General features: G+C 54.6%; 9 protein-coding genes. 5 read left to right on the plus strand and 4 right to left on the minus strand.

The genetic code is table 11. The annotated features are described in order from the left end of the window. Positions 1–17: 17 nt before the first annotated feature. A complete protein-coding gene (locus CEE69_RS09245) occupies positions 18–803 on the plus strand; it encodes a class I SAM-dependent methyltransferase (RefSeq protein ID WP_099260483.1) in 786 nt (261 codons plus the stop codon). 142 nt (positions 804–945) lie between these two features. Then, a complete protein-coding gene (locus CEE69_RS09250; protein WP_099260383.1) occupies positions 946–1,896 on the plus strand; it encodes an endonuclease/exonuclease/phosphatase family protein in 951 nt (316 codons plus the stop codon). A gap of 6 nt (positions 1,897–1,902) precedes the next feature. Here the strand turns inward: CEE69_RS09250 and CEE69_RS09255 are convergent, their stop codons facing one another. After that, the gene (locus CEE69_RS09255) at positions 1,903–2,490 is read right to left on the minus strand and encodes a redoxin family protein (RefSeq protein WP_233215072.1); all 588 of its coding nucleotides are present in this window, start codon (positions 2,488–2,490) and stop codon (positions 1,903–1,905) included. 122 nt (positions 2,491–2,612) lie between these two features. Between CEE69_RS09255 and CEE69_RS09260 the strand changes: the two genes are divergently transcribed. Then, a complete protein-coding gene (locus CEE69_RS09260) occupies positions 2,613–3,764 on the plus strand; it encodes an FAD-dependent oxidoreductase (RefSeq protein WP_099260385.1) in 1,152 nt (383 codons plus the stop codon). Positions 3,765–3,821: 57 nt separating this feature from the next. Here CEE69_RS09260 and CEE69_RS09265 read toward each other — a convergent pair whose 3' ends face one another. Continuing rightward, positions 3,822–5,006 (minus strand): cupin domain-containing protein, encoded by a 1,185-nt coding sequence (locus CEE69_RS09265; protein ID WP_099260386.1) that lies wholly within the window; start codon positions 5,004–5,006, stop codon positions 3,822–3,824. 160 nt (positions 5,007–5,166) lie between these two features. Between CEE69_RS09265 and pdxR the strand changes: the two genes are divergently transcribed. Beyond that, entirely contained in the window at positions 5,167–6,645 is a 1,479-nt protein-coding gene (pdxR, locus tag CEE69_RS09270) for a MocR-like pyridoxine biosynthesis transcription factor PdxR (RefSeq protein ID WP_099260484.1), read from the plus strand. Positions 6,646–7,028: 383 nt separating this feature from the next. On the opposite strand, the gene CEE69_RS09275 is transcribed toward pdxR, so the two are convergent. Together CEE69_RS09275 and CEE69_RS09280 are read right to left on the minus strand one after the other, a co-directional pair. Then, entirely contained in the window at positions 7,029–8,528 is a 1,500-nt protein-coding gene (locus CEE69_RS09275; RefSeq protein ID WP_233215073.1) for an aryl-sulfate sulfotransferase, read from the minus strand. Positions 8,529–8,677: 149 nt separating this feature from the next. After that, positions 8,678–9,409 (minus strand): CatB-related O-acetyltransferase, encoded by a 732-nt coding sequence (locus tag CEE69_RS09280; RefSeq protein ID WP_099260387.1) that lies wholly within the window; start codon positions 9,407–9,409, stop codon positions 8,678–8,680. A gap of 299 nt (positions 9,410–9,708) precedes the next feature. Between CEE69_RS09280 and CEE69_RS09285 the strand changes: the two genes are divergently transcribed. Continuing rightward, complete coding sequence (locus CEE69_RS09285) at positions 9,709–23,361, plus strand: dockerin type I domain-containing protein (RefSeq protein WP_099260388.1); 13,653 nt, start codon at positions 9,709–9,711, stop codon at positions 23,359–23,361. Positions 23,362–23,408 lie beyond the last annotated feature (47 nt).

Here is a 23,408-nt window from a genome sequence, read left to right on the forward strand (position 1 = left end):
AAACGCAGGAAGATTCGATGAATGACGCCGATGTTCGCAAGCACAATCAAGTTTCGTGGGACAGACAAGTTGCAGAAAGCAACCGCTGGACCGTGCCGGTTGACGGGGAAACCATCCAGAGAGCAAGGACCGGTGACTTTTCCATCGTTCTCACACCAACCAAGCCTGTCCCCAAAGACTGGTTCCCGCCACTGACAGGAACACCAACGCTTTGCCTCGCCTCAGCCGGTGGTCAACAAGCTCCTATCCTGGCAGCCGCTGGCGCGAGAGTCACCCTACTCGACAATTCCCCCGGACAGCTGGGGCAGGATCGACTGGTAGCCGACCGAGAAGGGCTCGAGATGGAGTTCATGGAAGGAGACATGGCCGACCTATCGATCATCGGCGACGAAACATTCGATTTCATCTTCCATCCGTGCTCGAATGTTTTCGTTCCCAAAATCCTTCCGGTCTGGCGAGAGTGTTACCGAGTTCTTCGAAGCGGGGGAACGTTGCTGACCGGCTTCGTCAATCCTTTGCGATTCATCTTCGAGGACGAACGCAAAGAGAATGGGAATATGAATGTTTGTTACAAACTGCCGTATTCGGATTTGAATCATCTCGAGGAAACACACATCAAGAAGTCGATCGAAGATGGGTTCGCCCTTGAGTTCGGCCATACTCTCAATGACCAAATCGGCGGCCAGTTGAAAGCCGGGTTCTTACTGTCTGGATTCTACGAAGATCGCTATCACGCAGCCGATGAGGACCCGTTGTCCAACTTCCTGGACACTTTCATCGCCACCCGAGCAATCAAGCCTTGATTGCCGAGCTCGCTTCAAACGATCGAGCAGGCAAACTGCGTTCGGCAACAGACATCGTTTGGTCACGCATCACTAACGCCTCGGTGACCAGTCCACCGACACGGCCGCCATCCATCCAAATCACAACAACCGGTTTAACCCCATGAAATCTCGATTCACCCGCACACTACTCTCAATTCGGCAGATACCAATCGCTCTGCTTCTGACGTGCGTCTCGGTCTTGCTGCCTATTGCCGTGTGTGCCGAAGAACCAGCGGAGTCACATACGCAACCCTCAAGCGAAACGGTGAATGTGCTCAGCTACAACATTCACATGTGGCAAATTGAAGTGGGTGACCTGGCCGCAATTATTCGCGAATCCGGGGCTGACATTGTCGGACTGAATGAAGCCTGGAACGAGAAGCACAACGAAGCGATCGCACGAGAACTTGGATACAACGCCGTTTACGGCGGTCGCTCCCCAGCTGAGGAACACCCTGCGAAAGCCCACACCATCAATGGGTTCTACATGCCGCAAGTTTTGCTAACGAAGCACAAAGTCATCCACTCCGAAGTCTTCAATGCCTTGGCCGCGAAGGAACACGAGCGTTTCGACCCTGAGCTTCCAATCAATCGGGGCGGAACCATCGCTTTGCTGGAAACCGCAAAAGGCAACCGTCTGGTGGTTTTCGTCTTGCACTTGCACCCATGGGGCGACGGAGACGACGAAAGAATGACTTCCATGCGTCTCAAAGAAATCGAGGGTATCCAAAAGAAACTTGAACCCTACCGCGGGTTACCAACGCTCATCATCGGCGACTTCAACACAAGATCGCATCTCGATGTTCAGGGAGGTTGGAAGGTAACAAAGTTCCTGGAAAGCCACGGCTACAACGATCTCTACCGCACCACTCATCCCGACCAGACATCCGACCCAGGATTGACTTGCGGCGACGGCCGAATCGACTACGTCTTTTACAACGGACACTGTTCCCCGGTTTCCAGCCAGGTTGTCAATCAAGGCGTTTTCGGTTCCCTGGGCTACGAGCAATCCGATCACCTCGCCGTTTCCGGCGTGCTGGAGATTGAAAGCGTGACGGGCCCAACTGAATGACGACGGTTACGGCAGTTCAGCAAGCACAGTGGCGACGTCAGCCCGGTCGCCGTGCGAAACAACCGTTTTCCCAAAAACAATCTTTTGCTCTTGGTCCACGACAAACGTCGAAGGGTACGCGGTTTCGCGTGGAGCATCCCAGCGAAGCCCCCATGCATTAGTGAACTTGTAGTCCGGATCGAGGACAAAGTGATAGTTCGCTGGAAACGTTTTGTTCCCTTGAAATTCTTTCGCGTGAACAGCCAACAGTTCAGCGGGGCCCGGATAGATCATCATCACTTGAACATCATCGAACGCCGATTTCTTGCTCAAGAACTCACCGACCTGTCGGCTGCACATCGGGCATTGTTTTCCTGGCCACCCACGTAGAACCAGCATCACGACGGGCGATTTTTCCGTCAGTGCCTTCAGCGACACCGCTTCACCATCCTGATTCATCAACTCAAAATCCGGAGCGACTTCGCCAACCTTGGGCGGATGGGGAGGCTCTTTCCCAGGAGCAGCTTTTCGACGACCTTGCGCCTGGGCCGTCGCCGATATTGAAACGAGCGACAGCATCAGAATAAGACAGAATATCGAACGTCGAGTTAGCATTGGATGTCCTTGATCGGTTACGAAATGATACTTGCTCACTGGGGATGGTCGTCGACTGGAAAACCCCGCCATTCCCCCAGACGACAATCTTTGAGACCTCACACAAACGAAAGTGCATTGGGATGAGAATAGCGGTTTCAGGTTGTGGAATCGCTGGTACGGCGGTCGGCCATCTGCTCGCGTTGGCTGGTCACGAGGTCACAATCTTTGAGCAAGCGGAACAATGCCAAGCGATTGGTGCGGGAATCATGCTGCAACCGAGTGGTCAGATTGTTCTCGACCGTTTGGGGATCCTCGATTCGATCGCCCGTCAGTCGGCAAAGCTGGAGGGCATCGAGGCGTTTCTACTTTCTGGCCGACCATTGGTCGAACTGAACTACGCCGCACTCGGAGACCAACACTTCGCCTACGGCGTCCATCGCGGTCTCCTCTTCACGCACTTGATGAAGCTCTGCAAGGCCTCCGACGTTCGCATCCAAACTTCGACCCAAATTTGCGACTTCTGCGAGCGAGAGAACGAGGTCCATGTGATCGACCAACACGGAACCCAGCATGGACCTTTCGATTTCCTCGTTGCCGCGGATGGCTCTCGGTCTCGATTGAGAGCAGCCGCGAAACTGAGTTCACGAACCGTCAACTATGAGTACGCCGCGATTTGGGCGACAGGTCCTTGCTCGCTAGTTACCAATCGCTTGCATCAAGTCATTGATCGTACGAACAGGTTGGTTGGATTGCTGCCGATTGGCGATGGACAATGCAGCTTCTTCTGGGGACTGCGTGCCGACCAATACAGCGGATTGGTGCAGCGAGGTTTGCCCAATTGGAAACGGGAAGTCATCGAGATGTGTGCCCCCGCAGCCGAACTACTTGCTTCAATCGACAATTTCCAAGCAATGACATTCGCCGGCTATCGGCACGTCGGGATGAAACGTTGGCACGCCAACAAGATTGTCTTCCTCGGCGATGCAGCCCATCCGTCGAGCCCCCACTTGGGCCAGGGAGTCAATCTGGCCTTGGAAGACGCGGCATGCTTCGCTGATGCTATCAACGACACCGATAACTTCGACCAAGCTGCCGTTCGTTATCAAAAAATTCGCCAGCGAAAGGTTCGCTACTACCAATCCCTGACCCGAATGCTGACGCCGTTCTTTCAGTCCGATATCCCGATGTCTGCAACATGCCGCAACGTTGGCCTCCCCTGGTTCCCAAGAGTGCCATGGGTTCGCCGCCGAATGCTGCAAACCCTCAGCGGACTACAAAACGGCTGGTTCTAACACCGCTTCGGCTGACCTTGCCTCATCGCCGATTGCCGCACGAAAAGCATGCCGGTGTCAACGTTCGTAGTTTTGCAATCGTTCAAGGTACAAATGGGATTCGACGAACTTGCGGTGTGCTGAATCGGTCATTTCTTCAAGCAACTCCAGTGCCGAGATATAGCTGGCGAGGTTGCCGTTGGACGAGATCATCTTGCCGTCTTTGACAAAACTCACATCACCATCGTCCTGGACGGACAGTTTCGGATACGTCTTTTGGAGAAGTTCGCCGCCGCCAATGTAGGTGACAATTTTCCGCCCATCGGCAAGACCGGAGGCGCCAATCAAGTGGGCCCCGGCGCAATTGCTCATAGTGAAATCAGTGCCTTTGCCTTTTGATTTGACAAAGTCCACAATGTCCGCGGACGCCACGACTTTTTCCATATCGTAGGAACTGGACACAACGAGCACGTTCAACTCGGGGCAGTCTTCAAACGAAAAGTCCGGAAGAACGCGAAGACCGCTTTCCATTGGAACCGGCTGAAGTGAGCTCGCTACAGTGACCACATTGAACATCCGCTTCCCATCCTCGCCGGGTTTGGAAAAGACGTCGATTGGCGCGGTGACTTCAGTCATCAACACGTTGCCAAACAACAGCACGCCAATTGTCGGCAACGACTTATCAAATGCCGCACGAGTGACACTATCCTTCAAGCTGATCGTGCAGGTCTCCGGTGACGCTTTGATCTGCTTGGCCGCTGCTTCCTTCTTCGCGTTCGCAACCTCGTCCGCTGGAATGACTAGACGCTTGGCATCGCTGGGGTGGACCATGGTCACAAGGACGCGACAGGTTTTCTTGCCGTCTGGATTCCGTGCGACTTCGTGCAGCACCATTGTTGGTTCAAAGAATGTGTCTCCTGCATGCAGCACCTTGAGCGGTCGCCCTTCGATTTTGAACTCCAATGTTCCCTCCACCACGTAACCAACCACTTCACCGGGATGGTGGTGCGGCGGGGAAGACGCACCTGGAGAAAAGGTCAGCTCGATCAGCGACGTCGACATGGACGCTCCGTCGACCTTGCTGGAAAGTGGGTCGGAGCGAAGCACCTTGACGACCGGCATTTTCATATGCGAAGGAGACGCCGAGTCCGTATGAGCCGATGCATTCACCGAATCAGGCTGGCCGTCCTGACCTTGGGCAATTTGTCCAACGGCTAGCAAGAGCACACAAGCAAATAGTGTGATTGATGGTTTGTTTCTCATGGGTCATCCGCCTTAAATAGTCGATTGAGTTGGTTGTTCCAGCAAAGACTTGATGTACTGGTAGTCATTGAACAACGTTTCTGAGTAGAATCATACGAATCCAGTGGCACCAACCAAGACCCACTTTCCAGAAACCGAACAGGGCCACTTTGAGGAGCCAATGCCGCGACATAGAGAACAATTTGAATTTGAGTCGATTCAGTTGAGCAACAGCGACTCGAGACCGGTTTATCAGCAACTGGAGGACCACCTGCGTCATGCCATTGCCGATCGAACCTTGCAGCCGGAAGACCGAGTGCCGTCGAGCCGCAACCTCGCTACAGCGATAGGCGTGTCACGAAATACAGTTTTGGCCGCCTACGAGCAATTGATCTCGGAAGGGTATTTGGAGTCCGTTCGAGGAAGCGGAACTCGTGTCGCCAAAATGCCTCCGCAAGCTTTTGAGTTCGCTGCGGCTACCAATGCTACGAAACCGCAACTAGATTCGACTGGCTGTCTTTCGGCATTGGGGCAGCAACTTTCCGAAGAAGCCGCTTGGGTGCCGCCCGTAGCGACGAAGCCCAAAGCGTTCACGCCGCACTTGCCGGCGATTGAAGAATTCCCTCTGGACGTTTGGAATCGCTTTTGCAACGAGCAGGCTCGCTGGTCTACCAAGCATCTGATGTTAGGCGATCCACAAGGTTATCTTCCACTGCGAGAATCCATCGCCCAGTACATGGCGGTTTCACGAGGGCTGTCGTGTACTCCCGAACAAGTTGTGATCACATCGGGTTCTCAGCAAGCCTTCACCATGGTTGCTCAGTTGTTGTTGAATCCGGGCGACGCGGTGTGGGTAGAAGAACCAGGCAACGCTCCGGCAAATCGATTGCTCGACATCGCCGGAGCACAACTGGTTCCCGTGCCGCTGGACTCCGAAGGAATCGACCTGTCACGAGTCCCGAAAAAGACCCCCAAGCCAAAACTCATCTGCGTGACGCCGGGCGGGCAATGGCCAATGGGAATGACCATGAGCCTGAACCGGAGGCTGGAACTGATCGCCACGGCACAGCGGCACAAAAGCTGGATCATTGAGGATGATTACAACGGCGAGTTTCGCTACACAGGACGCCCGCATGCTTCGCTCAGCAGTCTCGATTCATCGGGGCGCACAATCTACATGGGAACCTTCAGCAAAATGCTGTTTCCAGCCATCCGACTGGGCTTTTTGATTGTTCCAGCGGATCTGGCCAAGGTATTTTCCTACTCCCGCTTTCTGCAAGATCGCTCATCGCCGCAGCTTGTTCAAATGACGCTCCACCGTTTCATCGAGTCTGGGAATTTTGTCAAACACATTCGCCGCATGCGTTCACTTTACGCTGAACGCCAAACAACCCTCTTTGAATCTTTGGAAAAGCACTTGGGCGAATTCATTGACGTCCACCAACCCGAATCTGGCATGCACCTCACAGTGCGCGGCATCACCAAGACTGCAGAAAAAAGACTCGTCGCCGCCGCTGGTCGAGCCGGTGTGGAGTTTCATCCCGTCAGCATCTATTCACAGTCCGGCGACGCACAGGGCATGATTCTGGGTTTCGCCGCGTTCGACAAAAACACGATCCAGAGAACGGTCCGTCGTTGGGCACAGGAATTACATCAGTGATCCCGTCGGTTCAAGTTTCTCGCGAGCCACTATCAACCCAACGGCGTGCAATTTGCGAAAAGACTATGCCTGTACGCGACTGGAAATCATGCGGAGCAATCGCATCGTCATCGCTCAACATTGGCACGCCCAGTGAAACGTCGCCAGCTTGGTAACCGCAGCAAGTGAGCGGCAGAATGTGTCATCAAGAGATGCGACAGCACATCAGCTTTGGAAACCAACGCCGACCCCTTCAAGAATGCGGCTGCATGGGGCTCGTTCATTTCTTCTAACAATGGCTCAGCGTAGCATTGAGGAATATCTGTAGCCGAAGTCGCAAGACTTTGGAAAGTTCATTGACAGTCATCCAAACCCTTGCGAGTTCGGCTACGTTTTTGCTTTTGCTACTCCTTCAACTCACCTGAGACCAAATCTGAGACTTGCTCGGCCGAATACTTGAAGGTTTTGAAAGCAGGGGCAGAGCCATTGTAGCGAACGACGACATCTCCATCAGACGCAACTTCCCAGACTCTTTTTCCGACAGTATCGGTGAGAAGTGTGTTCCCGTTAGGCAAGCGGCGTGCTCCGCCTTGAAAGGGAGCAAAAAAGTCGGCGTGTTCCCAGAACCAGATTTGCTTCGCTTCAAACGTTCCAGCTTTCCCTGTGGCGTAACGTCCATTGTCGACCGTAGGGCCAATTTCATGGACGTTGCTGGTTCCCTTTAACGCTTCCTGAGCAGCAGCGGCTGACGCTCCACCAGCGCCGACTCTGGCGATGCTGCTTGTGTCTGTATTGTTGTTGAACACCAGGATGTTGCCGGCTCCGGGAAGTCCTTCGTCAACCCAGTTGGCGTCGTGTTGATTTTGGAATAGTCGGTCATTCTCCGTGCCCCTCGCGTAGGCAGCTGGATTGCCGTATCGAAACAGTAGATCGCCCCCTTTGCCGCTTTGACCACCTGTCGAACCTGCGGCTTGTTCGATGGTCGTACTGTGGTCGATCACCCAGATTTCGTTGTAGATGAACGAGCTAACAAGAACCTGATCCTTCCCCGCGTGATAGTCGATCGCATTCAAATGCTGCCGCACCGCATTCATTGGCGCATATCTTTTAGGGAAGTGGCCGTCGATCTTTTCGGGATGATCGGCGATGACTCCGTAGTTGGCCGCTTTGGTGTTTTGGTCCTGAATCATGTGGTCAATAAAACGCCAATACCAGACGACTTCATGGGAATTTGAAGCGCCGTCGTCCTCCGGCTTGTCGTTAAACGATTTTTGTTCAAGGTTGGGCTTGATCTCCAACACTCCATCCGACCAGACCGTTTTTCCTCTGCCGGCCGACCAACCGGCAGCCGCTGCGTCTTTTGGGCTGATTTCTTCGTAGATCAAAACCAGAATGTTGCCGTTGGGCATGGGCAACATGTCGTGGTGGAACGTGATATTGTTCCCGTTGAAGTCAATATCGCTGGCACTCAACTCCCAGATCGCTTTTCCAGTGGTGTCGGTAATCTGAAGCGTGTCGGTGGCGGCGACTGGTTGCCCAGAAGTAAAACTTCTGTCCCTGATTCCAGTTCGCAGCAGGCCGCCCGATTTCAGCAGGTACGAAGTATGTCCGCCGCCGTTTAAATCGGTATCCCAGCGATGAGCCACACTTCCTTCAGCATCGAGAAGCATTGCGTAATTAACGACATCGGTGGCGAGTTCATCCGCTTGGTGCCAAAACAGGTAGCCTTGATACAGCTCGTCAGGCAAAGCCAAATCGACCTTTGTCGTCACCACATCACCGACCGATGCGATGGTTGTAATTCTTTCCGGCTGTGGCGGTTGCGCTCGTAAGTTACTCCCCAGCAGCAATGAAACAACTGCGAGTGAGCAAATCAGTTTGGGTTGATACCGATTGGATGTCATTTAGTTTTCTCCGGTGTGGGGGACGGCGATTTCTGGTAGCCGAAGTCGCAAGACTTTGGCGAGTTAGTTGTGAATCATCCAAACTCTTGCGAGTTCGGCTACGACACGAATTGTTCCGACGGTCCTTACGGAGCCGGGCATCAGCCGCTTTAGCGCGGGTTGCCCTCGTTGGCACGTTTCAGAATTTCGATTTCACCACCCACAATCGCGTCGATGTTGGCTTCGATCTTCTCGACCGGCCAATCCCACCAGCTGATCTCAAGCAATGAATTGATGGTGTCTTCATCAAAGCGTCGCTTGACGGGCTGCGCGGGGTTGCCCGCGACAACGGTGTAGGCGGCAACGTCTTTGGCAACCACCGAACGAGCCCCAATGATCGCACCGTCTCCGATTGTGACTCCCGGCATGATGATGGCCTCCATCCCAATCCAAACATCATTGCCGATGACGGTATCTCCCTTGCGGCCCGGAATATCAAACATCACCTGTATGTCCTCCGCCGTCGTCTTCTCATGCATCGAGAAGTTGTTGAACGGGTAGGTCGAAAAGCCGCTCATGTTATGGTTGGCCGAGCTGGTGATGAATCGCACGCCATGGGCGATTTGCCCAAACTTGCCGATCACCAAACGTTCCGGACTGAGCGGAAACAGAAACGGCGCAAGGTAGCTGGCGTAATCACCCAGGACCTCCAGATGACCGAAGTAGGTGAAGTCACCAATCTCAATTTTGGGATGGTCGATGACTTGATTCAGCAAAACAACGGTTTTGATTTCTGTCCCATCCGGCATCACCATCGGGTATTTCTTCGTCGAGTCAAGCAAGTGAACTCCTCCGTCTCGTTCCATCAAAATGGCAGCCAGTGTCGCACGATGAGAACTCATGCAACAGGCCGATACTCGATCGATCCCAAAGGTTCACCACAGCCAGCTTCCTGTTCCACACATGGTCAGAGGTGAGCTTTCGCAACGACATTGGACGTCAAGCAAAACGCAATCCAACAGCCATCGGAAATAAATCCGGTACCTGGTCATTGGGATTCTGAAAATCGTTGGCGGTCTGTGAAACGACATTGCCACATAGGAGGTAGCCGCCCCAAATCTGAGACTCATCACCTTTTTGGGCCCCCTTCCCGACTGGAGATGCGATGATACCCGAGAGGTCCCCGTGGACGCGCCGTTTCTTGCGAAATCGTCCACGACGTGCTGACTGTGGTCAAACGCGATCTCGTCGTCGCTTGGGCGTCGAAACGCTGGAGACCCGCAGGGTGCTGGCCGCGTCGCTTAGTTTTCCGGGACAAAACGTTGAATTGCAGCCAGGCGAACAATTTCTGAAGATTGTTCAGGCCGAAGACAATAGCAACGTTCTCGATGAAATCAATTTCGACGGAATCGATGACAATCGGATCGAAATTTCAGCCGCCGCGTTTCAGGTTGACACTGATGTGAACCTATCCGGATACGATCTGCTCGTCTCAGCCGAGTCGATTCTGGTGGTCAACGGTGGTTTGCTCGGAGCAGGTCAGGTCGTGTTGTCCGCCGTCAAACAGCCTGACTTGGGCGATGTGATCAGCGACGCCGTGCTCAACGGGTTGGTCGCAAACGAATCACAAACGATCGAGGTCCGCAACTCGACCATCTCGGCGAATCAGATCACACTGAGCGCGAATGGAATCACGTCCACAGGCTGGAGTGAACTGGGCGGACACCAAGACGTCATCGCTGATGAGCTGATCACCCAACTTCAAACACTACCTCAGATCGGACTCAGCGGCGCCGTCAGCCCGCTGAGTGGTCAAGCGAAAATCCACAACGCGTCGGCGGGGATCACGCTGGCTGATTCGGTGCTAAGGAGCGTCGGGGCGATTGATGTCAGTGCGACAGCGGTAGCCGACTCGTCTTTGAATTCGATCGCGGTCACAGGTCTCAATGGAAGCGGCTTGCCCGCGACGGTCTCGGTTGGGTTCAGCCATTCGACTTCTTCGGCGACGATCGACGTTTTGGGGACCACGCAAATGGAGGCAACCGGGTCAGTCAACCTTGTTACTGATGCGACTAGCACAGCGATCAACGTCGCTCGGAACGAAGCGAATTCGCGAGCGAGATCGCAAGATGCTGAAAAGGTCAAGACCGCCGTCAATTTGTCGCTGGCGTTGACAAATGAAACGTCAACCATCGACGTTGCCGCTGGGACGACCATCCACTCCGGTGGCGAGGTCAACGTCAAGGCGGTCAGCGAAGTGATCAACGACGTGACCGCAACAACGGCGGTGTTCAACGACGGGACGGTGGGTTTCTCTGCTGCAGTGGGCGTCGACAATGCGATCGTGCGATCGGAAGTCAATGGCACAATTCAGTCAGATGGCGTTTCTGGATCGCAGATCGACTTTACAGGCGCAGACATCTTCTCCAGCAGTGACTACCTGCTCCTGAACAATATCCCTGCGGCCAATCCGATTCTCGCGGGCGAGCGGCTGACGTACCGTGGCGAGACGCCCATGCCGGGCCTGATTGATGGGGAAGAGTACATTGTCCGCGAGGCAAACATTCGCTCGCAACATGCGGACGGGGTCCAGCAAACCGTTCGTCTCGCCCGTGCAGAAAGCGTTGACTTGGAAAATGCAAATGTCGATGCCGAGGCGATCCATTCGCTGACTCGACTTTCGGTAATCAAATTCGACGCGAGCGAAGTCAGTTCCGAAGACGCGAGCAATGATGGGCGGATCGAAATGACTCTGCCTGATGGTGTCAGCAGTCTTGTCTATTTGGGATCGGAAGCTGGTGACGATGACATTCTGCCGCAAAGCATCACTGGACTGAAACAAAACCAACGTTACGAAGCGGTTCAAATTGGATCGCAAATTAAACTACGTCTGCCTGGCACAATAGACTTTGTTGATTTCTCGTTGCCAGCTGGAACCAGCGGAACTCACGGATTTCGATACGACGAAAACAGATTGAGTTTCAATCCGCTTGATGACGTCAACGCCGAAGACGATTGGATCAGCTTGCCAGCGGATCATCGTTTTCAGACCGGCGACTTTTTGCTCTATGCCACCGATCCGTCGAGATCAGAAGAGCACGAGATGTTCGCCTTTGATGCCTCGGAGAGCGTCGTCAGCAGCCTTGGCAGCGTGTCGCTGCCCGATGCCCCGATCAACGGGCTGGACAATCATCATGGATACTATGCCGTTGTTGATCCGCACTATCCCAATCAACTGCGTTTGACCGGGTCGTTGGCCGACGCGTTTGGTAGTGAGACAGTGGACATCAGTTTTGGTGGCAGTACAGACCACACGCTGACACGCACATCGGGCGGGATTTCAGTCGTCGCTCAGCTATCAGCGATCAACAAAGCAGAGGCCGGAGTGAATTTGACACAAGGCGAACAGCCTTGGAGTTCAGTTCTTAGCGGCGTCGGGGCGGGAAGAATCGAGAACATTGGATCAGCGGGACTCGGATTCTTCGATTCACTTCGCGATAGCATCCAAGGCAACGGAGTTTCTGATGCGACCGATGTAACAAACGTGGACCCTGGGGGCACGACGCAACCTGAAAGCGACAAACAGGGCGGCATCGACGCGGCCGGATCATTCGTTGTTTCAGTCTTTCATCATGATGTCAACGCAATCATCGGAGCGACTGCGGACCTTGCTTCGAGCAGCAGCATCACATTGGACGCCGACATCGTGCAACGAACGCGTTTGGGAGCGATCGGTGAATCAACGCGTAACGCGCTGAATGAAGAGAACGAAAACACCAAAGAATTCGCCGTCAGCGCGGGTTACGGATTCTTTCATAACGACGCTCACGCAGTCGTTGAAGATCGTTTTGTCGATGACGCCGACGTGACGCAGCAAGCGGTCTTGGATGCGCAAGGGCTGATTGCGGTCAACGCTCAAGTCGTTTATCCATTCTTGGGTGCCAGCGACGATGGTGTAAACGCGGCCGTGACACTGGAGCAATTTGGACTTGGCAGTTTTCAGTCGCTGCTAGACGGGACTCACGGGCTAGCCGGATTGGTCAACGTGTACGCGCGAACGCTTGCCGACGGCGGCGACGACTCGCTTTCGCTGGCACTTGGTTTGATGGTAACCAACACCACCAATCATGTGATCGCTCGCATTGGCGAAGGCGCACACGTGCAAACGAGTGACGCACTGTCCGTTGACAACCAATCAGTCAGCGTCAACGCGACCCTGGATACGTTCAGCGTTGGGGCTGGGCAGATGTCGGCTATCAACCTGAGTGTTCCGGGGTTGGCTGAAGCAATCAATCGAGGGCATAAGCGGGAGGGAGGTGGTGTCCAAGATTTCATCAAAGACCTAATCGATCCGCTCGGTGTCTCCGGCAAAAACGCGGCCGGTGGAACGATGTTGTTGACATTGGGCGATCACACGACGGTTGCTGAAATTGCCGATGCGGCAATCGTAGGACGCGACGATTGGCTCAACAACGCCATCGACGTCACGGCAATTTCCGATCTCTACGATCTGGCACTCGTGCAAACTGGAACGGCATCGTCCCAATTCGGGTTCTCCGCCGCCATCGCCGCATCCAATATCAAAACCGACACACGTGCCAGCGTCGGCGATGGAGTCGAGTTGTCAGGTGGCAGTTTGACGATCAACGCGACCGACACACTCGATCGCATCAACATTTTGGGTGCGTTCTTGAAAGGCAAACAGATCGGCGTCGGCACTTCGATCGGTGTCAATGTCATTGACCAAGACGTGGCTGCTTTCTTGGGCCGCAGGGATCGAGAAGCGGCAGCGATCGGAGACGGAAGAGTCGCTTTGTCGTCGGTTGAGGTGGATGCATCAGCGAGTGGTGATGTTCTTTCTTGGGTGATCAGCGGCGGAATTCAAGGAGTGGGCAGTTCCTCGGCCCAGCCCAATGCAAAACGCTTGGGACCGGTTTCGCTGACGGTACCTGTCGCCATCAATCAAATCGCCAGTGAATCCGTTGCCTACATTGATGCGGTCACCGGTTCCATTAACGATATTGCGGTGGATGCAAAATCCGACAGCAATATCGATGCGGTCGTGATTGGTGCGTCAGTCGCAGTCCAAGCCAGTAGCACCGGCGCTGGCAAATTGAATCTGGCTGGCGTCGGCGCGTTGGCCGTCAACGAAGCACAACTCAATTCGTTGGCGTGGATCAGCGAAAGTACCATCGACGACTCAAATGATGTTCGTGTCGAAGCGCAGGAGATGTCGCAGGTCAATTCCGATGCCGGTGGCGCATCCCTTGTCGCTGGCCTTGCTGTCAAAGCTGCCGTCTCGTTCGGTGCAAGCGTCGCGATCAATGACGTGACGTCCAACGTTTCGGCCAAGTTGTTAGGCACGAAGCTCGACACCGGGACGACAGGCCAGGTCGATGTAAAGGCGACCGCGAACACATCGTTGACAGCCGATTCGATCGCGGGAGCGGTGGCGGCACGCTTCACTCCCATCGCAGGAGGCACATTCGGAGGCTCCGGTGCCGGTTCCCGAAACTGGTTGGACCAAGATGTGATGGCGGAGGTCGGACAAAGCGAGGAAAACGGTAGCGTGATTGACACGAATTCGCTTTACATTGTCGCTCTGCACAGCGGCGTGGTTCACGCGAGCGGCTTCGCATTTGGTGTTGGCGGCAGCGGTGGTGCCGGCGCATCGGGCGCCGCGTCGATTGGAATCGGATTGGGTTTGAACGAAATCATCGGTGCCACGCGAGCCACGTTGAACGAATCGGTCGTCAAAGTATCGGAGCAAGTTCAGGTCGAAGCGATCAACCAGACGATCTTGTCTGCGATCACGGAATCATCGTCCGTGGGAGCGGCCGTCACCGGTGGTTTCGGCGCGGCGATTGCCGGTGCAGGTGCTGGAACGCATAACCTGATTCAACAACAGATCTCTGCGACCACCATCGGTAGTACAGTGGACGCCGGCGATTTTATGGTGTCAGCCACGGACTCGACTGCGTTGAGTTCACGCACCTACGGGATGACCGTCGGGGCCGGAATATCCGGCGGCGGCACGGCCGCCTTATCCATTGGAATTTCCGTCGCCAAAAATGAAAATCGAAATCAGGTCGACGCTGCTGTCTTGGATGGATCGACGATCCGCACATCGTCACCGGCAAGTGGCATCTTCGACGGGGATGTTTCCGTTGTTGCAACAAGCGACAACACGATGGAAGCTTTGGCTTTGGCGGCATCTTACGTTGGCGGTATCAGCTCGGGGCTTGCCGTCGCAGTCGCGGGAGCCGGTGCGTTAGCTGAAAACGGACTGTACTCGGCGACACTCGCGCGGGTCTCCGACAGCACGATTAACGCGGGGCACAATATTCATGTCAACGCGAGTCGTAGAGCCACGTTGTCCGCATCAATCGAAAGCGATGGCGTTTCAGTAGGCGGAGGCAACGTTGGTGGTGGTCCAGCAATCGGAGTCTCGATTGCGACCAACACGATCGGGCAGACCGTACAGACCAGTCCAGATGGCGACACGCTATTCGTCTCCGAAGTCAAATCATTGGTCGAAGGCAGTCAAATGACGGCCGCCGGTACATTGTCGGTACTGACCGAGAACATCGACACAGTGACCGCGACGGTTAAGGCTAATTCGGTCGCTGGTGCACTCGGGAATGTGGCCGGTTCTGCGGCAGTCGTCGGCAGCAGTGCGACCAATAATCTGGCCACAAAAATCAGCGCAATCATCAACGACGAGAGCGACGCAGCCGCCGTCGCCAGCACCGTTGACGCGGGTTCCGTGATCGTCCGGGCGACAAATAATCCTGATGACCAGAACACTGAAACAGGCGTCGTCACGGCATTGGTCGGTTCCATGACCATGGTCGGTGTCGGCGGATCGGGCGGTGCTGTGGCCGTCACAGTCTCGGTCTCAGAAGCGTCTAACAGGATCGACAACACAATCGACGCGTCTGTTTCAAGAACAACCGTTTCCGCGACGACGGGCGACGGCCTGACGCTGGAAGCCAATGAAAACGTAGTTGCTGATGCCGACGCTTACGCGATGGCAGTTGCCCTGGCATTGTCGTCGTTCTCTGTCGCGGGTGCGGGAGGCGGCGCCAAGGGCAAGAATCAGATCACGTCGACGACCAATTCAACTTTGACCGACAGTGACATCGACTCTCCCGAAGCGGACCTTGATGTCACTTCGACCAACACCATCACTGCCGATGCACACACCCATACGTGGACCGCTGCGGCGGCATTGATCGGATTGGTGGGCAGTGGATCAGTGACCGAAAACACCATCACGCCGACGACCACTGCCGAAGCATCCGGCGGTGCCATCCACGTTCGTGATGCAACGATTTTCGCTCGAGCGACACCTGTTGGCAAATCTGATTCCGCCGGCTTCGCGCTCAGCCTTGGCGGACTGGTCGGCGTCTCGAAATCCACCGTGAACATCAGTGGCGAGGTGACTGCTCGGCTGGGCAATTCCGACCAAGAAATCTTTCAATCGCAAACTCTGGCACAAACCGCTGATTTCAACGGCGATACTCCCTCCGTCGCCAAGGCGGACGGTTCGTCGGGGTCCTTGTTGGGTGTGGAAGCATCCGTCGCTTCGATCACCAACACGGCGAATGTGCTGGCTGAAATTGCAGATGGATCGACACTGGAAATTGCCTCGACGAATTTGTTTGCACGTCGCGTATCCGAGCACCACGCCGACGCGAATAGTTTGGCAATCGGTTTAGGATCGTTCGGGTCGACCTATGCCGGTACTAATGATTCGGGAAATGACATCGCCCGCGTTGGCTCGAGCGTCACGCTGGAGGGGAACAGTTTCAGAATCAACGCTGCTTCCATCGAACGCACTTTCGCCGGCGCGACGGCTGGTGCCGGTGGCGTGGCTTCTGGTTCTTCCGCCACCGCAGAAACTAGAAACACAAGCACGACTTCCGCGACCATCGGTGCCGAAGCGGACTTTGACTTGACCGGATCATTTCAAGTGCTCTCCAACCACCTGTCTCACTTCGATACCGGACTGAGTGCCATCGGCGGCGGAGTGCTAACCGGATCGGGAGGGAATCTTTCCAACACTATCGCGTCGACGGTCAAATCGGAAATTGGTCAGCAAGCGAACATGGACGCTGCCACCATCCGAGCAACCGCGACGAATCGGATCGACAAATCCAGCCCGTTCGCTGACGATGGCTTTGACAGAAATGCGAATGCGACCGTGGGCGGCATCGTCGGAGGCGTCGGCGTGGGTAGCGCGACGCAATTGACTTTGAATACCGACGTACTGATCGATGATTCGGCGTTGCTCTTCGCGGGCGATTCAATCGACCTGCACTCCGCCAACAAAATCAACGCGATAGATGAGTTGGTCGTCGCCAGTGGGGGCGTTGGTGCGGGTTCCGGTGTCAACACGACGCTCGACGCACTGGACAACCAAGCAGTCGTCACCGTCGACCCGTCCGCCGCGGTCCACAGCGGAGGGACGATGAACATCACCGCTCGCGGAAACGCACAGGCTGATATCCAGACCAGCACGGAGGTCTACGGCGTGCTGACCGTTGGCATCGGGACATCCCGGGTCGATATCCGGCCCGACAATCAAGTCTTGATTCACGGGACTCTGGTTGCCGACGGCGATATCCAAATTTCCGCTGGCACGGATTCCGCTCCCAATCGGGACAACTACGACATTGATGCCCGATTGGATGTCTTTTCAGGTAGTTTGATTCCGATTACGTCGTCCACTGCCACAGCCAATCTGATGCAGACCAACACGATCGAAGTCTCCGAGAACGGCGTGGTACGCAGTGGCGGCGATTTGCGTCTGCATGCTCAAAATGACGAAGTCAGCGAAGTCAACGCGTTGGCGAAATCGGTTAGCTGGACCACCGCTGTCGTGGACTTGGTCGAAGGGGTCATCAACGCGGTCGGTGACTTGATCGGCGAAGGCGGCCAAGAAGTGACCGAGGGCTCAGGAAACGAAGCCGTCACATCAACCGTTCAAGTCACAGGCTTAGCCGAAACCGGACTCAACCGATACAGAAAACTGGATATCACGGGGATCACTTACAACGGCGGCGATGTCGATTCCGCCAGCAGCTACAGCGTGCAACGATCAGACGACTCCGACGATTCGATTCAATTTACATTGGTGCCATCGTCTCTGACATCACCTTTGATCACGGAAATCCGCCGACTGAAGAACTTGATCAACGACCATCGCAGCAATGAATTATTGGTGCAGCAATACCAGGACGAAATTGACCGGATGCAGGCCCAACTGGAGGTCAAAGGCCTGGCCGAAACTCCCGAAGGTGCCAGCGAGCCCCAGCGAATCGAACAATCCATTGTCACGGTCGTGGTTGATCCGATCACCAGTTCTTCGGGAATCATCGACATCGTCGCCGGCCAGTTCAAAAAGTTTGGTGATAGCGGAACCGGTCAAGTCATCGCGCCGAGTGACCCGGCCATTGAGATCATCAATCAGACGCGAGCCTTCATAGAAACAACGGGGCTGTTCATCCCGCAATTCAATGGCGGGGTGATTATCAATGGCATGAGCAATTTCAGCAATTCTGGGACGCCTTCGATCGTGGTCGAAAACCGAGCCCAAAGCGTCGATCTTGAAAACGGTGACGCGCCGCTGGTTTGGCCCAGTATCACTGTCAGCGGACCGATCGCGAACTTGGGTGGCTCGTTGACAATTCGTAATCCATCGGCCGGAGCGGGCGATATCACGATCAACGCTCCGATCGAAGTGCTGTCGCAGTCCGTCATTGCGGGTGCAGAAGGAACTTTAAACATCGATTTGGGGCAACAGGGATCAACGTACGAAGGCAGCACCGAGCACGCTCGCGTTGTGTCCTATCTTGATCAAATTAGAACACAGTCTTTAACCTCGGACACATACGAGGATTTCATCGACCAAGGTCGCGGCGACGGCAAGTTATCGGCTGGTCGGATTTTCCTTTCGGCCCAGTACGTCAACATCAACAGTTTGATCGAAAGTGGGAAATCGGACTACAACCTGACGCTTGGAGACGATGTCGCCGATGCAATCAACGCGCACACTGGCGACTCGGTGTTGCGATTGAATGCGGACACGCATTTAGGTGGCAGCGAAGACTTTGACGTTTCTTACGATCCAGCCAGCGGGCGTATCATCATCGAAGAGTTGCGAGCCGGTGGCGGGTACGTCGAGATTGACGGCCACATCGCCAACACCAGCCACGGCGAAATACGCGTGCTCGGTGGCTACGCGAACATCAACATCAACAACGAAACCAATGTTCCAATTGAGATTCGTCGCCTGGATGTGAGCCAGCAAGGCAGCGGCACGATCATCTTGAATGACCGAGCGAAGGGGCCTGGAAGTCCTCTGTCCAGTCCCGAACTGTCGCAGACGACTCTCTTTCAGCAAGTAGGAGACCGGGTCGTCGAAACAGCCGGCAACATCCAAACGATTCATGACGATTTATCCGACATCGTCTATGAGCCGGTCACTGGTTTGCAGTACCAGTTTTCGATAGCGGAAAAGTCTGGGACTTTCATTACCCGCACGTACACCACGTCCAGTTGGCTCGGCGTGATCGACGAATTTGCGGAGGATGGAGCCAACACGGTTAATACTGTTGAATCGCCAAATGATACCTATCTCATTGACGCGGGCAGCTATTTCGTCCACGACCTCTCGCTCCCGAAGTATTCACACGCGGTCAGTACCAGCAGCACGACCAGCGGCGAAATCGTCGTGGACCAATGGACGACATGGTCAGGGTTCCTGGATTTGAACAAGAACTATTTCACTAGGACGGTCGAAGACAGTAGGGAAACGCGGATTGATACGCATTCGTTGGAAGCCGACCGTGACATCAAGATCAATTTCGTCGGATACGACGAGGGCGGAGTGAATATCGAATCAAACGGGGATATCTATTTTGCCGGACGAGTTTCCAATCCGACTGGACGCACCAATATCCGGAGCAATTCCCCGATCGAGATAAGCAACAGTCATTTGGGCATCGTGGGTGGTCGTGAAATTGAAGTCGTAGCCAACGAATCATCAATCGGGTCTGAGAACAGCCCCTTTCTGATTGACCAGTCGAGCACCACACTGGATGGATTGCTACCGAAGCTAGACATCAGTGCTGCTGGCTCAGCGAACGTCCGTGAATTGAGTGGTGATTTGGTCGTGCGCCGCTTCAGTGGTGGGAGTGCAATGCAGCTTTCCGTACCGGGGTCGATCTTTGACCACGCACTCGGCTCCTATGTGAGTGGCGTCGATATACGCCTTGTTTCAGATACCGGAAACATTGGATCGGCTGAATCACCGCTATTTATCGATCCGCTGACCAGCATCAACGCGACGGCGCCCGGTGATATTTTTGTAGAGGCTGAATTTTCGGACATTGGGATCGACCAGATTGAGGCCGGTGGCATCGTTTCCCTTCGTGGTTTGAACGGGCGAAGAATCGTTGATCGACGGACCGAAGATGATGTCGATGACTTCAATGCAATCGAATCGGCCGCCGTTTGGAATTCCCTGCAACTGACGACGGAGGATGGATTTGACGACAAACGTACCGGTCGCATCGAAACGCTGGAGAATATCAAGACAGGAGAATATCAAACTTATTGGCAATTGAGAAATACTCAAAGGGAACCTGCGGAGTACGACGCGAACCACCTCATCATCTTGAGTGAAGCCGAGCGATCCTTTTACGCTGACAATCCTGATACGATCGCAACTTTGGAAAGCAGTCGAACTCAGCAGTACCACGCTCTACACCAAGCCTACGGTGAATTTGGCAACCAATTTGACCCAAGTTTCCAGTACACCGCGACCTCCGATGAGATCGCCGCCATCGACGCATCCATGCGTCGGTGGACCCGCGAGGAATTGTCAAACACGCTCAACTTTGTTGTCGTTACCGACACTGAATTGGTCACCGAACAGCCCAATATCATCGCCTCGGAAATTCGACTGGATGCGACGTCGAATAACCAAGAGTTCCCCGGCAGCATCGGTTCGCAAGGTGAACCCGAATTCATCGAATTACCCGTCGCCGGCAGTTCCCAAACCATCACGCTAAAACAACAGGCCGTCCTTTCAACTGCGGGACCAAACGACGTGTTGTATCTAGGATCGGCTCCGATTGATCTGGCCGGCGTCACCAGGGGGACGCAATACCCAGACTCCGCTTCGTCTATTGATTTTGTCTCCTTGACGCTTCCGCTCGATGCGACCGAGACGTGGCACGACCTTGGAATCCAAGCGGGGCGAAGTGTCTATGTCGACCTAAGTAACGATGCCGAGGACCCGCACCAATATGATCATTTCGACGAAGGCATCTACACAGTCCGTCGTGTTGTAGATGATGGTCGCACATTGATCTTCGAGAACTACGCAGAGGGACTCGAGACTTCGCAAAGGCTGGTTGGTCTCGGCACCCTTTCGCCCATCGTCCCCGATGATCTTGCCACACATGTTCGTGTAGCACGCCGAGAAGATGTTGACGTTCAAACAACGGGCCCCGTTACTGCGATCGCGGATACAGACATTCTTCTCGGGTCAGCGATGGACCTGGTGATCGGCGAGCTTCATTCATTGCAGTCGACTTTCAATGGGCGTCCGTCCGATATTCGCATCAAAACCGACGGAAACCTGAGCGGTGATGCAGCACAAACGGAATCGGCGCATGTCCAGGGCGCTGCAATCGTTTTGGAATCTTCTGGTGGTAGTATCGGATCGCTCGACCAACCCCTGAGAATCGAAGTAGAACACAACAACTCCATCGTTGCTCGGGCACAGAACGAAATCGTGTTGCAGCAGAATGCCGACGAGACCAGTGCCCCAAATGATTTGCGGATCGACCAAGTCTTTTCCGCGGCATCCTTTATCGACATATCATCTGATTCGGGTATCACCGAATCGGTGCAATCCGATCGCACCAACCTGAAGGCCGCCGGTGACCTACACCTGCGTTCAGATTCCTACATCGGATTTGCCGAAGCATTTGGCTTCTTGGATTTTTTGGATGTCGAAATTGGTGGCACATTGACGGCGGTTGGCCCCGGTGGGATCGCCATTTCAGAGAACGCTTCCGATCTACGGATTCGGCAAGTGCTCTCAACCATCGACGAGGATGGCGTAGCTGTTGGGAATCGCGTACGACTGCGTGCCGCCGGATCCATCGTTGACGCGATTGACGTCGTGGATCCAATGGATCCGTATTCGGCAAACGGCGCGATCGTTGACGGAAATCCGCAGACGGACATCGTTGGTTCAGGGATTGAACTGGTGGCCATGGGCGGGACGATTGGCCAAGCCACGAACGAATTGGACGTCAATCAAATCGGAACCGAACAGGATTTATCAAATCCCTTGACGGCTCGGCCTTTTCTGAATCCTTGGTTGAGCGTCGATAGTTTCTTGAACACCTACGTCAACGAAACCGAAGGCGATTTGATCCTCAATCGCGTTCAGACCGACCAAACCGCATTTCTTTCCGCTGGCAGCGGCAGCATCCTTCCCCCGCGTGATCAACCATCGACCGTCATTGCAGCAAAGCTCTGGCTTTTTGCTCGCGACGACATTGGCTTGCCGACCGATCCAATCGACATCACAACCGGTGCCGTTGAAGGAATTGCTATAACGGGCAGCGTGTATCTCGCCGCGACCGGCGATCTGACCGTTGGCGGCGTGGTCGATCCAACAAGTGGTGCAGAAGGCGAGCAAGCAGGCGAATTCACCCCCACCCGCGACCTCGGTTCATCCGGTTTTCAATCTGGCCTGGGGCTGTCAATCAAATCCACCGAAACTCTGACGATCGTGGAAGACCTCCAGTCGCTTGGGTCGCTTTCAATTCAGGGCGATATCCGATTGGAACTTCCTTCGGGTGTTTCGGCTCGGTCTGCTGGTCAGCTTGACATCGTCTCTCGGCACGCTGAGATCCGAGGAAGCGTTGATTCGTTGCAAACGATTGTTCGAGGCACCGCAGGTGACGATACGTTGGTTTTTAAACCCGAATCGTTGGACGGGCCGGTTCGCATCGAAGCCGGCGATGGAGACGACCAAATCGATGTCGTCGAGTTTCCGATGACGATCGACGGCGGCGATGGCGACAACACGATCATCGGGGTCTCCCTTATCCACGAAGTCGTCGCGGCACCGTATTCCGCTTTCGCGACAACGCACCAGAGAGTCTCGACGAAAGAGAATTTTTCTCAAACACCGCTCAGCCGTTTCGTGTCGGAGTTTGCCAAGCCTCCGGTCGTCACGATCAATGACGATCGTTTTGAGTTCTCCGATGGCGTTTTACGATTGAAGCCAGATGGGTTCTTGCAACATCCCGATGATGACGAACTTTCGGTTACGGTAACATTCACCGATCCCGATGATACCGCGCTATCAGTGGACCAGGTCGTGACAATCACGACACAGGCCAACGCGAGCGTATGGACCAATGCTGATCTCGTCGAAGACGTGAATCGCAGCGGCCATGCATCGGCGTTGGACGCGCTCATGGTCATCAACTTTTTGAACCGAGTGGATGATTCTTTGCTCCCCGTGTACCGAGCCTTCGACAGCATGGAGCCCTTTTATGATGTCAACCGCGACGGCCGAGTGACAGCGCTGGATGCATTGAGAGTCATCAACTATCTCTCCTTTGGATCACGAGTTCTAGCGGACAGTGAACCGTCGCGATCTGACCAAAACCGCATGCTAAGAACCGGAGACACCAGTGAGCAGCCAGCGGCGATGTACCCTTCGGAAGGATCGAATTTCGTTTCGCAACGTGGCGACTTGATCGATGACGAACTCGATCGACTGGCAGAGGACGTCGCTTTGGTGCGACTATTTTGACAACAGCAACGCGAAACCACGGTTGGCTTCAACCGATGAAGCGACTT

This window comes from Rhodopirellula bahusiensis, from assembly GCF_002727185.1.
GTDB classification, from domain to species: domain Bacteria; phylum Planctomycetota; class Planctomycetia; order Pirellulales; family Pirellulaceae; genus Rhodopirellula; species Rhodopirellula bahusiensis.